This window comes from Hymenobacter citatus, from assembly GCF_014333615.1.
GTDB classification, from domain to species: domain Bacteria; phylum Bacteroidota; class Bacteroidia; order Cytophagales; family Hymenobacteraceae; genus Hymenobacter; species Hymenobacter citatus.
The window spans coordinates 16,085-30,846 of sequence record NZ_JACSCY010000026.1; the positions used below are offsets into that span (position 1 = coordinate 16,085).

17 protein-coding genes are annotated in these 14,762 nt (G+C 56.8%); 10 read left to right on the top strand and 7 right to left on the bottom strand.

The genetic code is table 11. The annotated features are described in order from the left end of the window. The first annotated feature begins 26 nt into the window (after positions 1-26). From H8B15_RS20130 to H8B15_RS20140, 3 genes are all read left to right on the top strand, one after another. Positions 27-200 carry a hypothetical protein gene (locus tag H8B15_RS20130; protein ID WP_187321444.1) on the top strand — a complete coding sequence of 58 codons (174 nt, stop codon included), beginning with the start codon at positions 27-29 and terminating at the stop codon, positions 198-200. Between the two features lie 61 nt (positions 201-261). Next, a complete protein-coding gene (locus tag H8B15_RS20135; RefSeq protein ID WP_187321445.1) occupies positions 262-1,287 on the top strand; it encodes a glycoside hydrolase family 43 protein in 1,026 nt (341 codons plus the stop codon). A 73-nt stretch (positions 1,288-1,360) separates the two neighbouring features. After that, complete coding sequence (locus tag H8B15_RS20140) at positions 1,361-1,645, top strand: YMGG-like glycine zipper-containing protein (protein WP_187321446.1); 285 nt, start codon at positions 1,361-1,363, stop codon at positions 1,643-1,645. Positions 1,646-1,848: 203 nt separating this feature from the next. Here the strand turns inward: H8B15_RS20140 and H8B15_RS20145 are convergent, their stop codons facing one another. Continuing rightward, positions 1,849-2,451 (bottom strand): nitroreductase family protein, encoded by a 603-nt coding sequence (locus tag H8B15_RS20145; protein WP_187321447.1) that lies wholly within the window; start codon positions 2,449-2,451, stop codon positions 1,849-1,851. A 96-nt stretch (positions 2,452-2,547) separates the two neighbouring features. Here H8B15_RS20145 and H8B15_RS20150 point away from each other — a divergent pair, with 96 nt between their 5' ends. Continuing rightward, positions 2,548-3,483, top strand: a complete 936-nt coding sequence (locus H8B15_RS20150; RefSeq protein ID WP_187321448.1) for a D-2-hydroxyacid dehydrogenase — start codon at positions 2,548-2,550, stop codon at positions 3,481-3,483. A 220-nt stretch (positions 3,484-3,703) separates the two neighbouring features. Here H8B15_RS20150 and H8B15_RS20155 read toward each other — a convergent pair whose 3' ends face one another. The 3 genes from H8B15_RS20155 to H8B15_RS20165 all read right to left on the bottom strand — a co-directional run bounded on the left by H8B15_RS20155 (position 3,704) and on the right by H8B15_RS20165 (position 6,786). After that, a complete protein-coding gene (locus H8B15_RS20155) occupies positions 3,704-5,035 on the bottom strand; it encodes a serine hydrolase domain-containing protein (RefSeq protein WP_187321449.1) in 1,332 nt (443 codons plus the stop codon). A gap of 116 nt (positions 5,036-5,151) precedes the next feature. Then, positions 5,152-6,015, bottom strand: a complete 864-nt coding sequence (locus tag H8B15_RS20160) for a poly(ethylene terephthalate) hydrolase family protein (protein ID WP_187321450.1) — start codon at positions 6,013-6,015, stop codon at positions 5,152-5,154. Positions 6,016-6,267: 252 nt separating this feature from the next. Then, positions 6,268-6,786, bottom strand: a complete 519-nt coding sequence (locus H8B15_RS20165; protein ID WP_187321451.1) for a GreA/GreB family elongation factor — start codon at positions 6,784-6,786, stop codon at positions 6,268-6,270. Positions 6,787-6,908: 122 nt separating this feature from the next. Between H8B15_RS20165 and H8B15_RS20170 the strand changes: the two genes are divergently transcribed. Further along, positions 6,909-7,478 carry a hypothetical protein gene (locus tag H8B15_RS20170; RefSeq protein WP_187321452.1) on the top strand — a complete coding sequence of 190 codons (570 nt, stop codon included), beginning with the start codon at positions 6,909-6,911 and terminating at the stop codon, positions 7,476-7,478. 257 nt (positions 7,479-7,735) lie between these two features. Here H8B15_RS20170 and H8B15_RS20180 read toward each other — a convergent pair whose 3' ends face one another. After that, positions 7,736-8,470 carry a DUF72 domain-containing protein gene (locus tag H8B15_RS20180; protein ID WP_187321453.1) on the bottom strand — a complete coding sequence of 245 codons (735 nt, stop codon included), beginning with the start codon at positions 8,468-8,470 and terminating at the stop codon, positions 7,736-7,738. 169 nt (positions 8,471-8,639) lie between these two features. Here H8B15_RS20180 and H8B15_RS20185 point away from each other — a divergent pair, with 169 nt between their 5' ends. Together H8B15_RS20185 and H8B15_RS20190 are read left to right on the top strand one after the other, a co-directional pair. Continuing rightward, a complete protein-coding gene (locus tag H8B15_RS20185; protein WP_187321454.1) occupies positions 8,640-10,772 on the top strand; it encodes a prolyl oligopeptidase family serine peptidase in 2,133 nt (710 codons plus the stop codon). 135 nt (positions 10,773-10,907) lie between these two features. Next, on the top strand, positions 10,908-11,207 hold the full coding sequence (locus H8B15_RS20190; RefSeq protein ID WP_187321455.1) for a hypothetical protein: 300 nt from the start codon (positions 10,908-10,910) through the stop codon (positions 11,205-11,207). Positions 11,208-11,317: 110 nt separating this feature from the next. On the opposite strand, the gene H8B15_RS20195 is transcribed toward H8B15_RS20190, so the two are convergent. Beyond that, a complete protein-coding gene (locus H8B15_RS20195; protein ID WP_187321456.1) occupies positions 11,318-12,163 on the bottom strand; it encodes an ion channel in 846 nt (281 codons plus the stop codon). Between the two features lie 313 nt (positions 12,164-12,476). On the opposite strand from H8B15_RS20195, the gene H8B15_RS20200 reads away from it, so the two are divergent. Genes H8B15_RS20200 through H8B15_RS20210 form a run of 3 tightly spaced genes read left to right on the top strand, consistent with a single transcriptional unit; the run spans position 12,477 to position 13,630 of the window. After that, complete coding sequence (locus H8B15_RS20200; RefSeq protein ID WP_216859223.1) at positions 12,477-13,052, top strand: hypothetical protein; 576 nt, start codon at positions 12,477-12,479, stop codon at positions 13,050-13,052. 41 nt (positions 13,053-13,093) lie between these two features. Beyond that, positions 13,094-13,288, top strand: a complete 195-nt coding sequence (locus tag H8B15_RS20205; RefSeq protein WP_187321457.1) for a hypothetical protein — start codon at positions 13,094-13,096, stop codon at positions 13,286-13,288. After that, the gene (locus H8B15_RS20210; RefSeq protein WP_187321458.1) at positions 13,289-13,630 is read left to right on the top strand and encodes a hypothetical protein; all 342 of its coding nucleotides are present in this window, start codon (positions 13,289-13,291) and stop codon (positions 13,628-13,630) included. A 281-nt stretch (positions 13,631-13,911) separates the two neighbouring features. Here H8B15_RS20210 and H8B15_RS20215 read toward each other — a convergent pair whose 3' ends face one another. Then, positions 13,912-14,151, bottom strand: a complete 240-nt coding sequence (locus H8B15_RS20215) for a hypothetical protein (protein WP_187321459.1) — start codon at positions 14,149-14,151, stop codon at positions 13,912-13,914. Between the last annotated feature and the right edge of the window lie 611 nt (positions 14,152-14,762).

The window sequence follows — 14,762 nt, forward strand, 5'->3', positions numbered from 1 at the left end:
ATGCTGAGCTTGCCGAAGCATCTCGCATGCTGACACTTGAACGTCATGCTGAGCTTGCCGAAGCATCTCGCGTGCTGATGAAAGATAGTATCCAACATCAGCACGCGAGAGGCTTTGGCAAGCTCAGCATGACGTTTGGCTTTTTGACGTTTTGTTCTTTTCTGCTGTTTAGCTTCATCTACATGCAGCTTTTTGCCTGATACACGCTTCTTTCCCTCGAAAGCGTATCTTGAGCCGCCAACCTACTCTATTCTTGTATCCATGAAAAAATACCTGCTTCCCGTCTGCCTGCTCCTATTGGGCGGTCCGTCGTTTGCCCAGAAAACCAAGACGGCCAAGAAACCTAAGGCCAGCAGTACGCAGCAGAAGCCCGATCAGCGCGCCGGCAACCCCATCTTCCCAGGCTGGTACGCCGACCCGGAAGGCGCTATTTTTCAGAAGCAATATTGGGTGTATCCTACCTACTCGGCCAAGTATAAAGAGCAGGTTTTCTTTGATGCCTTCTCCTCTCCTGACCTCGTGACGTGGACCAAGCACCACGCCATTCTGGACACTGCCCGCGTGAAATGGGCCAAAATGGCTATGTGGGCGCCCGCCATCATCGAAAAGGACAAACGGTACTATTTGTTCTTTGGGGCCAACGACATCCAGAACGACCAGACGCGCGGCGGCATCGGCGTGGCCGTGGCCGATAAGCCGGGCGGGCCATTCAAGGACTACCTGGGCAAGCCATTGGTAGACAAATTTCACAACGGCGCGCAACCCATTGATCAGTTTGTATTCAAAGACCCCAAAGACGGACAGCACTACCTGATTTACGGCGGTTGGCGGCACTGCAACATCGCCAAGCTGAAGAACGACTTCACGGGATTTGTGCCATTTGAGGATGGCACCACGTTCCGCGAAATCACACCCCAGCAATATGTAGAAGGGCCGTTCATGTTCGTGCGCAACAACAAGTACTACTTCATGTGGTCGGAAGGCGGCTGGACCGGCCCCGACTACTCGGTGGCCTACGCCGTGGCCGACTCGCCGTTTGGGCCGTTCCAACGGGTAGGCAAGATTTTGCAGCAGGACCCCTCTATTGCCACCGGTGCGGGGCACCACTCCGTGATGCAGGTGCCAGGCAAAGACGAGTGGTACATCGTATACCACCGCCGCCCACTGGGCGAAACCGACGGCAACCACCGCGTTACTTGCATCGACCGTATGGAGTTCAACACCGATGGCTCTATCAAACCTGTGCAAATGACGAACACCAGCGTATCGGCTAAGCTCCTCCGTTAGGAGCGCAACCACCCGGTTTATTTGGTCGTTTAAGCCTCTGGAAACACCCATTTCTAACTTGACTTCAACGACCATGAAATTCTTCAAATTCTTCCTTGCCAGCCTGCTGGTGTTTGCCCTCTTAGGTACCACTATTTCCACCGCGCAAGCGCAGGACAAGCCAAAGAAAGGCTGGAGTAAAAAGGCCAAGGGTGCCGCCATTGGTGGTGGTGCTGGCGTAGTGGGCGGGGCCCTACTAGGCGGCACCAAAGGCGCTATTATTGGTGGTGCCGCTGGTACGGTAGCCGGTGGTGCTGTGGGCCGCAAAAAGGATAAAAAGACCGATCCTAAGCGCTACAAAGAGTATAAGAAAGACTAGTTGCGCTTTCGTAACAGAAAAGGCCCCGGCTACCTTGAGGTAGTTGGGGCCTTTTGTTTTTACTGTCGTCCCAAATCGTCTGTCATCCTGAGCTTGCGAAGGACCTTCTCACGTGTGAACGAGTCGTTGTTACGCTTGTCGTTCTGCGGGCATAAGGTCCTTCGCAAGCTCAGGATGACAGACAATTTGGTAAGACAAAATACCTATTCCGTCACCCAGGTCACCTTTTCGGCTATGGGCTTGCGGGTGCTGCGGGCGGTGGCTCCTTCTTTGGGGTAGCCCAGCCAGAAAATGCCCAGCAGACGGTCAGTGGGTGCCAGGCCGAAGAAGGCCTTGGCTTCTTCGATGTAGGTGACGCCGCCGCTACCCCAGAAACCGGCTAGGCCATAGGCAGTGGCCGTGAGGTGTAGGTTTTGCACGGCGCAGGCCACAGCTTCTACCTCCTCTACCTCGGGCACTTCGTCGGTGCGCTTTAGGCCAATGGCAATGGCGTGCGACGACAGCAGCGGCATTTGGGCCAGCTTTTCGTATTTGGCCTGCTGAAACTTCTCGCCGGCGTGTTGCTTGTAGGTTTCGCTCTGGAAGGTGGCTAACTTCTGCAATCCGGCACCGCTGAACACCACAAAGCGCCACGGCTCGGTGCGCTTGTGGGTAGGCGCCCAGTTGGCGTTTTCCAGTAGTTGCTGAATTATTTCGTCGGGGATGATGCGGTCCGGCGCAAACTGCACGGGCTGCATGCTGCGCCGCTCGTGCAGCAGGCGGTTGATCTGCTCAACGTCAAAAGGGAAGTCAGAAGCTTCTGCCATCGGATTACGGGGTTGTTTACAGGTAAAGTAGTTGCTTTGGTCAGATGTTTTAGGCAGATTTTCGTTAGAAGACCTTCCACCACCCTTCTTTTCTCCATGCAGCTTTTCGTTTACACCCCGCTCACCGAGCCCGAGCGTCAGCGCCTTATCGACCAACTTCCCACCGATATCCACGCGGTATTTCGCACCCAACTAGATAAGTCTGAAGAAGCTGCGGCCTTCCAAAAGGCCGAGCTGCTGCTGGGCAACCCGCCGCCCGATTGGTTCACTGAGCATGAACTCAACAACCTGCAATTCTGGCAGATAGACTCGGCGGGCTTTGAGCGCTACCAAGCCCTGCGCCCCGCCTACCCCGTAGCCAACATGGGCGACTACTTTGCTTGGCCCTGCGCCGAAACCATGGTAGCCGGCCTGCTGGCCTACTACCGCCACCTACCCGAGCTACTGGCCTTTCAAGGCCGCCAGGAGTGGCACCGCGGCTCCTGGCAGGGCCGCTTGGGGCTGTTGCGTGAGAAGCGCGTGATTATCCTAGGCTCAGGCACCATTGGGCAGGCCGTGCAGCAGCAGCTCACAGGCTTCAACTGCCACGTGCAGCTACTCGCCCGCACCGACCCACGGGCGCAACTACACTCCAAAGACGAATTGCGCGCCGCCCTACCCAACACCGACATTGTAATAAACTGCCTGCCCGGCAGCGCCGACGGCTTTTTCTCCGCCGAGTTGATTGAAGCCATGCCCGCGCACAGCGTATACGCCAGCGTGGGCCGCGGCAACACCACCGACGAGCCCGCCCTGATTGCCGCCCTCCGTGCCAACCGCCTCGCTGGCGCCGTGCTCGACGTGACGGCCCAGGAGCCCCTACCCGCCGACAGTCCGCTCTGGACCATGCCTCACGTCATCCTCACGCAGCACACCGGCGGCAACCAGCCCGGCGAGAACGACGCCAAGGTAGACCAGTTTCTGCGCAATCTGCGCCGCTTCCAAGCGCAAGAGGAGCTGGAAAACCCCGTGGATGTGTCGAAAGGATATTAGGTCGTTCTAGTGGGCACCTCACCCCCCGGCCCCCTCTCCTCGGGGAGAGGGGGAGCCACGGCGGAAAGAGGGCATGAGGGTACAAGGGAGGCAATAGTTCTTCTTACCTTCTTGCCCCCACAACCTCCTGTCCTGACGATGGGCTCCCCCTCTCCCCGAGGAGAGGGGGCCGGGGGGCGAGGTGCCCCGCCCGCGTCGGCTGCTATTATAAACATCCGTGCTACTTGAACAGCCTATATGCTTTATTGAGAAACGTCGGGTAGAGCGGCTCATGACGCGGCATGTTCAGGTAGAACAAGGCTATCATGTGGTTTTCTGGGTCAATGATATAGTCGGTGCCAAACAGGCCGCCCCAGGCAAAGGCTGTGTTCGAGACTTCCGGAGCGGGTTTCTTTTGGGCGTTGTATAGCTCGAACCCCAGGCCGAACTGAAATCCTTTGCCACCCGCATTTTTTTCCGGCAACCGGTTGATGGTAGTCATCTGCGCGATGGTTTCCGGCTTCAGAATACGGTGGCCGTTGAACTCGCCCTTGTTCAGCAGCATCTGGCAGAATTTAGCGTAGTCTTCAATCGGGCCGTTCAGCCCGATGGCGCCCTCGGCGTAGGTCTGCTCTGTGCTCACGGTTCCTTCGCTGTACATATTGGAGGCAGGCTCCAGCTTGCCATCCACGGCGCTATACGCTTTCACGAAGCGGCTGAGCTTGCTGGGCTCGTAGTACCAATCGGTGCGGGTCATGCCCAGCGGTTCGAGCACGGTTTCCTTCACGTATTGGCGCAGGGGCTTGCCCGAAATGCGCTCAATCAGGTAGCTCAGCATATTGGTGCTGATATGATAGCTCCACTCGCTGCCCGGGTCGAAGCCCAGCGGATATTTGGCCAACGCCAGCATCTCTTCCTCCAAGTACTTGGCCTGCATGTTGCCGCCACCGGTGTGCTGGCCATTGGGGGTAATCGTGGGCATGGCGCCGCCAAAACCTGCGGGCTTGTCCGAATCCTTGCGCTCAGCCTGCCGGATCTTGCCCACCAGCCCCGCATTCAGCCCCGACGAGTGCGACATGAGGTGGGCAAACGTCATGGGGCGAGCCACTGGGCGCGTCTCGTAGGTGCCGTCTTCATGCACCGCCGTTACTACCTTGTCCGGGATTTGGGGAAAGTATTTCGAGACCGGATCATCTACCGAAACTAAGCCTTTCTCCACAAGCGTCATGAACGCAACGGTTGTCACGGCTTTCGTTTGCGAAAACAGCACGTAGTAGTCATCCACAGTAGCCGGCGTTTGCTGCTCTATGTCTTTTTGGCCAAACGCCTTGTGGTACACCACTTGGCCGTCTTTGGCAACGAAAGCGGCAACGCTGCTCACCTTTTTCTGCGCAACAAATGACTGAAGTAGCGAATCCATGCCAGCAATTTTTGCGGGGCTGGTTCCCGCTGTTTTCCGATTGGTCTTGTACTGAAATTGCTCGGGCACGGCCGTGGCGTGCTTCTGCGTACTGCACCCCAGCAGCCAGAGCGAAGCCGTGATACAAGCGGTGCCTACGTACGTTTTATTCATATATCTTATTTATGATAAGCATATTACACTTAGCGAAAGCGTGTGCGGCTTCGCTACCCTACCTGTTTGGCTGGGCGGTTTTCGGGGCTAATTTCCTGATGTGTATAGCCTCGGTGTTAAAACCGTTTGGCTTTCACGCTCCATCCTGGAAACTTCCCTAAGTCTTTGTCCAAGAACACGGTTGAGCGGCTATTTTTGCCTTTTAGCTGCCAGTCGAGCCACGCCAGCGCCATCTGGGAAAACGACCCGCCAAACGCCTCGTCAAACGTACCCATGTGCCCTTTGGCAGTGAGGGTAGCCAAGGCAACGGGCACCGTATCGATGCGGTCGTAGTCCAGCTCGGCGTTGGCATACGCAATGTCGGAAGGGCCACCCACGATGTAGGCAATGGGGCCGTGCAGCTGTTGCAGGGAGGCTTTGCTGGCACCGGCCATCGTCATGTTGCCAATACCCGCATTGAACAGGATAGACGTTTTGATTCGGGGGTCGGAGGAAACGTATAGCGTCTGAGCGCCGCCGCAGGACTGCCCCATCGCGGCTATTTTATCAGTAGCAACGCGCTGATAGTACTCGCTCTTTTTGTCTTTGCTCTGCGCCGTTATCCACGTCACCGCATCCAGTAGCATCGACGATTCCGTGGAGGTTGGTTTTGGGGCGAGTGTTCTGGCTAGCGGCCCAATAGCGACGATAACGTAGCCGCGTGAGGCAATTTCAGACAGCACCTTTTCGTGGGTGATGGAGGTGTTGGAGCAACCACCATTGCCAAACACAATTATCGGCAGTTTGCCCTCGGCTTTAGCGGCCGCCTTCACATCCTTGGGCCGGTACACCACATAGTTGGGTAGGGATGCTTCTGTGGCGGCAATGGCTTTGTAGGGGCCGCTGCTTCCGTTTTCAACTACTTTTGAATCAACTATTTGCGCAAAAGCCGTAGCCATAGACACGCACAGCAGCAAAAGAAGGGTTGTGGTTTTTTTCATCTGTCTTGTGAGGTAGAAGCTGTTTAGCAATCCGCTGAAGTGCCGTTCCAAGTTTATCGAGGAATCTTACGTGCCACGTAAATCAGCCTTGACCTATATCTTACTTGAAATATATAGGATAATGCGATGATAAAGTATTGTCTTGAGTTTAGCACAGCAAGCGGCAGCAAATCTTTTTGCCTGCTTGCAGCCCACCTCTTCGGACACCAAAACTATTGGCCCCGCCTTTAGCTGGGAGCCACCGCCTGCTACTCAGTGGTACGCAATACTTACTACTTCCACCTCTTCTTCCTTCGGCCCCAGGCGCAGCTTCACGGTTTGCCCCAACTGCGCACCCAGCACGGCCCGCGCAATGGGCGCGATGAACGCGAATTTATTGGCCGGCACGGAGGCTTCGTCTACCCCCACAATGGTGAACTGCCGCTCGGTGCCGGGCTTGCCGCCGCTACGCGTACGTAGGTGCACAGTAGCTCCAAAACGCACCTCGTTGGCGGGTTGCTGGTGGGGGTCTACCACTTTGGCCGTGGCAATGCGGGCATTGAGGGCCTGCAACTGGCCGTTGAGGAGAGTGAGCTGGCGGGTACGGTCGGCGTCGTTGTCGCGGTTGGCCTCGGCGCGGGTGCGGGCGGCTTCCAGCTCGGCCAGCTCGGTGCGCAGCTGCTCCAGGCCCTGGGGTGTTACGTAGTTGGGCGTGCCGGGGGGTAGGGCAGCACGGGGCGGAATAATGGGGATTTCGAGGGAATCATCCTCTTTGGTGAAAGCACGGCTCATACTATCCGATAACGCGCCACGGGTAGCCGGGTTGTGTCGTGGCAGGGCCAACCCTGAAGCCAGCCCCACAGTACATATGCCTATCCGACCACACCGGCGGATAGCTTTCGTCTCCACATATCATGCAAGAAATCCGTACGTTTTCCGCCCCTTCTGAGGATGCTCTGTGGCAGCAAGTAGCCGCCGATATGGCTAGCCAGCCCGACTTGCTGGAGTATGCCGCTCGCCTCGTGCTGCCCGATTTTGAAGCCGTATTGCACTTGGATATTGACCTGGGCGGGGGCTTCGAGGGCGGCTCTGCCCTCACCACCCTTACAGCGCTGGTACCGCCCGCCACTACCCTGCGCTTTGCCCTGCACGAGCAGGACTGGGTGCACGAAATCGGCAAGCTGTTTGGCATGGAAGACGCGCAGCTGGGCTACCCCGAAATCGACGATGCCTTTATGGTCAAGACCAACGATGCGCCTCAGTTGACGCAGCTGCTGGCCGCGCCGGAGACACGCATTACACTGGTACGCCACCCTACGGCCCGCATCACCCTGGCCCCCGCCGACGAAGACGAGCCGCCCTACCCCGGCGCGCTGGTGCTACGCTTCGAGCAGGATGAAGCCCTTACGGATCCTATAGTACTACGCGATATTCATTGGCTGCTGCATACGCTGACTCAACCTGCCGGCCCGGTTACGTTTTAGTCCTTTTAGTCGTTGTCATCCTGAGTGCAGCAAAGAACCTTCTCACGTAAGAGCGAGCCGTTAGTACGACGTTGTTCAATGTGAGCAGGTCCTTTGCAAGCTCAGGATGACATTTTTTTGTGTTTCCACTTCCTACACTACCCTGCCATGTTCAAAATCCCGAAAGACCCCGAGCTGCCGGCTTGGGTGTTCCTGGCGCTACGACTGGGTTCGATGCTGCTGGTGGCCGTAGTGGCGTGGCTGGTGTGGAAGTGTAGCTAACGCATTTCACGCCCCACAAGCTGCTGCATCTGCCGGGCATTGCCGATGGCCGACGCGTCGATGTCGTTGTTGAAGTAGAGGTAGGCCTCGCGCACGTGCGGCGCTGCCTGAATTTCGCCCACTACCCGCCGCAGAAACTCCTCGGAGTAGGGCGATTTATACAGCTCCGGCACGCCATGAAAGCGGTAGTACACGAGCCCGGTGTTCGTCACCACTTCATCGGGTAGAGCGGGGTGGCTTTGGCCCACAAAGGTGATGTTGTGCCGGGCTAGTGTCTGGTACACGTGCCCCAACCACCAACTGGGGTGCCGAAACTCTACTACATTCTGGAAGGCTGGATCGAGGCTGCTACTGATGCGCTCCAGGCGTTCTTCAGAATAGCTGAAGCGCGGCGGCAGCTGAAACAACACGGGGCCTAGCTTCTCGCGCAGCCCTTCCTGGGCCGTGCCGTAGAAATCGGCGAGTAGCTGCGCGGTGTCGTGAAACTGTTTGTAGTGCGTAATCAGCCGGGGCGCTTTCACCGAAAACCGGAAGTCGGGCGGGCTCTGTTGATACCAGCTTTCCATGAACGACAGCGGCGGAAAACGGTAAAAGGTTACGTTCAATTCCAGCGTGCGGAAGTGCTGGCTGTAGAACTCGAACCAGCGCCGTTGCGGGAACTTGTCGGGGTAGAATACGCCTTTCCAGTGTCGATAGTGGTAGCCAGAACAGCCAACGTGCCAGGTGCGCATACGCAAGAGAGAAGTGCTTGGTGTAGCATACGCAAGCCAGCGGGCCATCGGCGAAAGCCAACAGATCATTATCTTGATGCGCCGTGCGGCTGCTCTCCTTTCTGTCTGTCGCATGCCTTCTTGCTTTTGGGGCAACCCAATGTCTGTTCTTTCCCTCAGCTGCTACCCTATGAAACACCTTGCTACCTCACTGGCTGCGCTCCTGCTTAGCACATCCGCGTACGCCCAATACAGTCAGACTGCCATCAAAACTTTACCCTACCCTCAAACCAAAAAGGTCGACACTGAGACGACCTACTTCGGCACCAGTGTGGCCGACCCATACCGCTGGCTCGAAGACGACCAGGCTGCCGATACCAAAGCCTGGGTGCAGGCCGAAAACAAGGTGACACAGAACTTTCTGAGTCAGATTCCCTACCGCGAGGCCATCAACAAACGTCTCGAAACGCTGTGGAACTACGAGAAATACGGCGCCCCTTTCAAGGAAGGCAAGTACACGTATTTCTCCAAGAACACGGGTCTGCAAAGCCAGTCGGTGCTGTATCGGCAGGTAGGCAACGGTGCACCCGAAGTGTTTTTGGACCCCAATCAGTTCTCGAAAGACGGCACTACCTCGCTGGCGGGCCTCAATTTCAGCAAAGACGGCAGCCTGGCCGCCTACCAGATTTCGGAGGGCGGCTCCGACTGGCGCAAGGTCATCGTGCTAAAAACCGCCGATAAAGCGCAGGTGGGCGACACGCTGAAAGACGTGAAGTTCTCGGGCTTGGCCTGGAAAGGCAACGACGGTTTCTACTACAGCAGCTACGACAAGCCCAAGGAAGGCAGCCAGTTGGCTGGCCTCACGCAGTACCACAAGCTCTACTACCACAAGCTGGGCACGCCACAGAGCCAGGACAAGCTCATCTTCGGTGGCGACAAAACGCCCCGCCGCTACATTGGCGCCTACCTCACCGAGGACGAGCGTTTCCTGGTGATTACGGCAGCCAACACTACCACCGGCAACGAGCTATACGTGCAAGACCTGAGCAAGCCGAGCAGCGCCATCGTGCCCGTGGTGGCCGACGAGAAAAACCAGAACAGCATAGTGGAGAACGTGGGCAGCAAGCTCTACATCCACACCAACCTGAATGCGCCCAACTTCCGGCTGGTGACCGTGGACGCCGCCAAGCCTACCTCCGACAACTGGAAAGACCTGATTGCGGAGACCAAGAACGTGCTGGATATTTCTACCGTGGGCGGCAAAATCTTCGCGCACTATCTCAAAGACGCTACCTCGCTCATTGAGCAATACGACCTGAACGGCAAGAAAGAACGTGCCATCGACCTACCCTCGGTAGGCTCGGCGGGCGGCTTTGGTGGCAAGCGCGACGAAAAGGAAACGTACTACACGTTTACGTCCTACATCTACCCGCCTACCATCTTCAAGTACGACATTGCCACGGGCAAATCGACGCTCTACAAGAAGCCCAACGTGCAGTTCGACCCCACTAAGTACGAGTCGAAGCAGGTGTTCTACCCGTCGAAGGATGGCACGAAGGTGCCGATGATTATCACCTACAAAAAAGGCACGGTGATGAATGGCAAGAACCCTACCCTGCTTTACGCTTACGGGGGCTTTGGGGTGAGTTTGACGCCGGCCTTTAGCACCTCCAATATTCTGCTGCTCGAAAACGGCGGCATCTACGCCGTGCCCAACCTGCGCGGGGGTGGCGAGTACGGCGAAACCTGGCATTTGGCCGGCACCAAGCTCAACAAGCAAAACGTGTTCGACGACTTCATTGCCGCCGCCGAGTACCTGATGCAGAACAAGTACACGTCGAAGGACTACCTCGCCATTTCGGGCGGCTCGAACGGCGGTTTGCTGATTGGGGCTGTGATGACGCAGCGTCCCGACTTGTGCAAAGTAGCTTTCCCGGCAGTAGGCGTGCTGGACATGCTGCGCTACAACAAGTTCACGGCCGGCGCCGGCTGGGCCTACGACTACGGCACGGCCGAAGACTCGCCGGAGATGTTTCAATACCTCTACAAATACTCGCCTTACCACGCTCTGAAACCGGCCTCCTACCCCGCCACCATGGTCACCACCGCCGACCACGACGACCGGGTAGTGCCCGCGCACTCCTTTAAGTTTGCCTCACGCTTACAGGAGATGCAGCAGGGCCCCGCGCCCGTGCTCATCCGCATTGAGACGAAAGCTGGCCACGGCGCCGGCCGCTCCACGGCCCAGGTCATCAGCGAGCAGACCGATAAGTGGGCATTCATGTTTTACAACATGGGCGTGCCGTACAAGGGCGCGCAATAAGAACCTATCACCCTACAAAAAGCCCAGTCTACTATTGTAGACTGGGCTTTTTCCGTTTGTCGTATAGATATCTTTGTAGTGCTGTACAAGAATGGCTTCGTGTATTATTAGCTCTACTTTCAGATCAATTAAACGGTGAAAGAAATACCGGAAATCAAGCTTATACCTGTTCCTGAAACGGAAGAGGCTAAAGCGGCAGTAGGGTATCAGTGGAACGCTATTGCTGGGACTCGTCATAAATTAGGTGGTCAACCTGACTCTACCTCGGAAATTGATTATCCGAAATGTGAGGATTGCTCACAGGTCATGACGTTTTATGCTCAGATAGACTCTATAGGTGACGACTATGATTTATTAGATTGTGGTGTAATTCACGTCTTTGTGTGCTTGGATTGTGGTACTACAAATAGTATGATAAATCAATGTCCCGCTTAGCTAGCAGCTATATTTCGCAGCCGCTATTCGCTCGGCTTGCACGGCCGGATTTATAATACCATACATTGCAACAACCGGATTATAAATCAGGCCGAGCGCAGGCTAATAATCTACATACCAGACTGTGCAGGTTCATCATCTGCGCGCCCTACCCCTTGCGACCCTACGGGCGGCACAAACTGCCCACTGCGCAGCTCCTGCCGCAGTTGCCGCAATTCCTCGTGCAGCGCCGCTATCTGCGCGGCACCCGCTACTTCGGCGTCGCCATCATCCGCATCGCGGCCGATGAAGAACGTGGCCAGCGTGGCCGTGAAGTAGCCGAACACCGTGAAGCCGTACAGGGCCAGTAGGAAACACAATGCGCGGCCTTCGGGCGTGCGGGGCCAATAGTCGCTGCCCAGGCTGATGAGCACCATGGCCGTCCACCACAGGGCCTCGGGGTAGGTGGTGAGGCCGCCCGGCTCCTGGTTTTCAAAGGCATACATGCCGGCCGCGCCCAGCAGCAACACCACAGCCGTGAGGCCCAGCACGTAGCCTACCCCGCGCCGCCCGAAGCTGCTCGACAACGCCCGCATCCCCCGGTTCAGAGAGCCCACTACCTTCACCAGCCGCAGCCCGCGCACCGCCCGCGCCGCCCGAAACACCCGCGCCAGCCGAAACAGCCGCAACGCCGGCGCCAGTAGGGAAATTAGTGTAATGACGTTGTTTTTCAGGAACGGCAGCTTCTCGGGCGCCAGCGTAAACTTGAGCAGAAAATCCAGGATGAACACCACCCAGATGCCGTTGCTCAGAATCTGCAAGGCGGGTGTGAGGCCCCAGATCAACTCTACCCCCAGCAGCACCAGCCACACAAAGCCCAGCACCAGCATGGGCGTTTCCAACCAGTCGGTTATCTGTTCTAATAGCTCGTGGCGCTCTTGTTGCAGCTGTTCTTTTTCGGCGGGAGGGGTAGGCATGAGGTAGCGGCTGGTATGCGTCTATTCCATACGCGGCGGGATAGAGGGAGTTGATTTGTCACGCTTTGCAGCAGCCAGCTGCAACGAATTTCAGAGAGCGGCAGGCACTGGCTTAGGCAGGGTTGGCTGCTTGTTAAAGTGCTTTCTACAAAGCCACTACCGGGTAGCAATAAAATTTTATGCTTATACTTTGAAATACAAAGTTCTTTTATATCCTTTGCATTGAATCGAACGGCATCAGCTGCAGCAAGTCGGGTACGGTGAGTTGCGGCCTATTTTACCCTACTGTTTTTCCACTACAACCCATACTCTCATGACACTCCTTACAAGTATCGCGCGTGTTGCGCTGGTCACGGGGCTTCTGTTGCTAATTCCGCTGACGGCAAAGCTGTTTGTGGCTGATATGGCCTGGACTTTATTTGATTTCGTTGCGGCAGGTGTCCTGCTGTTTGGTGCCGGGCTCACGTTTGTCCTGCTTGCCAGGATGGGCAACAATACCACCTATCGGGTGGCCGTGGGCGTAGCGGTAGCCGCCGGACTTTTGCTGGTGTGGGCCAACATGGCGGTAGGGCTCGTGGGGAGTGAGGATAACCCGGCCAACCTGCTCTACGGCGGCGTACTGGCCGTTGCCCTGCTTGGGGCTTTCGTGGCGCGTTTTCGCCCCTTGGGCATGTCCAACGCTATGTTTGCCGCAGCGCTTACCTACGTGGTCGTCACCGCCATTGCGCTGTTTGTCTGGACACCTTCGGGCGAGGTTGCCGAACCACAGGTACACCTAGTGAATGTACTGGTCGCAAATGGCGCTTTTGCTGCTATCTGGGCTATTTCGGGCGTGCTGTTTCGTCGCGCCAGCGCTACGGGCTCTGCTTCGAACCGGCAATTGGCTTAGCCTAAGTGTTGTATCCTACCTCACCTGTTAGCACCACCCCTATGGCCCTCAGCAACCGCCCTTTTCCGCTGACCCTCGCTGCGCTGTGTCTCCTGTCTATCCCTTTCGTGGTAGCACAGTTTACCAATGGAGTTGTCTGGTCTGTGGCCAACTTCATTCTTGCCGGCATCCTGCTACTGGGGGCAGGTCTTTTGTACCTGTTGGCCGTAAGCACGGCCCGCAATGGCGCCTACTGATTGGCGGCCGGGGTAGCAGTAGCAGCCACGTTTCTGCTTGTATGGGGCAACCTGGCCGTAGGATTTATTGGGAGTGAGGATAACCCTGCCAACCTGCTATATATCGGCGTGCTGGTGGTCGGCTTCGTGGGGGCCATTGCGGCGCAGCTCCAGCCACTGGTTATGGCCAAAGCTATGTTTGCCGAAGCCCTTACGCAGTTTGCCGTTCCGTTTGTGGCCATGATGATTTGGCAGCCGGAGCTTACGCTAGGCGTATTGTGGGTGGTTGTGCTGAATACTGTGTTTGCTGGGATTTGGGCGGTGTCGGGGTGGTTGTTTCGGCGGGCGGGGGCTATTAGCTAGCCCCTGAAGCATCAGGAAATGTAATACTTGTGTAGTCACAACATCTTATCAGCTCTGATCCGTCGGAAGAACTTATAGCGGATTTACGAACGGTGTACATGGGAGCCGCAGTGGTTGAACCAGACTTTAGCGTCTTGACTTGAAATCCACTCGACGGCGGTTTGAATCAAGGGTTTCGTGGGTGCGGACTTGGCGCAGCTTGGTTTTGAGTTTGCTTCAGGCCTTCTCAATGGGGTAAAATCGGGTGACTGCGGTGACAGAAACAGGACCTCGACGCCACGTCACGCCAGCACTTGCTGCAACCCGCCAAGCTTGTGCACTGGCAGGTTATCGAGCACCAGCACATAGCCGTAGCGCCGCCGCAGGCCTAACACCCGGGCTATGTAGAATGCGAAGCTGCGTGGGCAGGCCCCATCGAGCAGTTGCACGGTGGTCAAGCCGCGTATGCCCAGTGCCCCTATCAGCGCCAGGGCCTGCCCACGCTTGAGCGACACGGCGCCGCCTACACGCCAGCCGCCCACCGCCTGTGCGTAGCGTCACGTGTAGTCCAAGCGCAGACCCATCTCATCCAGTAAATAGAATCGGTGTATGTCCGAGCGAAAGGCCAACATCTCGACGTGTTGACGACATAAGGCGCGCATTCACTCCGTGTCACGCTCGCTGGCGTGCAGGCTTTTTTGCGGCGCACCCCTTGCTCATCCAACACCTGCCACACGAAGCTCACCCACTGGCCCGTTTCGGCCGAGCTGCGCGTCGCGCAGCTCGGCCAGTTTTACATCCAGCTGCCATTTCACCTGGGCCACCACACACGCCTGCGCCGCCCCGCACGAGCAGCGTCATCCCCTAGCCTCTGCTGCTACACAAGCTTGCCCAAAGGCCATCTCACGCAAAAACGGGCGGCTACTTGCGCCTGCCGCCTCCCCGGATCGGTCAGTGCTTGCGCCACACACTGGCGCAAATCCAGGAAATACGCTTGCATATACCTGCTTACGTACGTGGGATGTCAGCAGCTACACCGTCTGTGAATCTGCTGTATTAATATAATTGATATAGGATTGTAGGCTTCCCCGTGAAGTAGGCCAGTGAAAAGTAGAGAAAGGGGGTATCTTTTCCCATTCTTTCCCTACTGCCC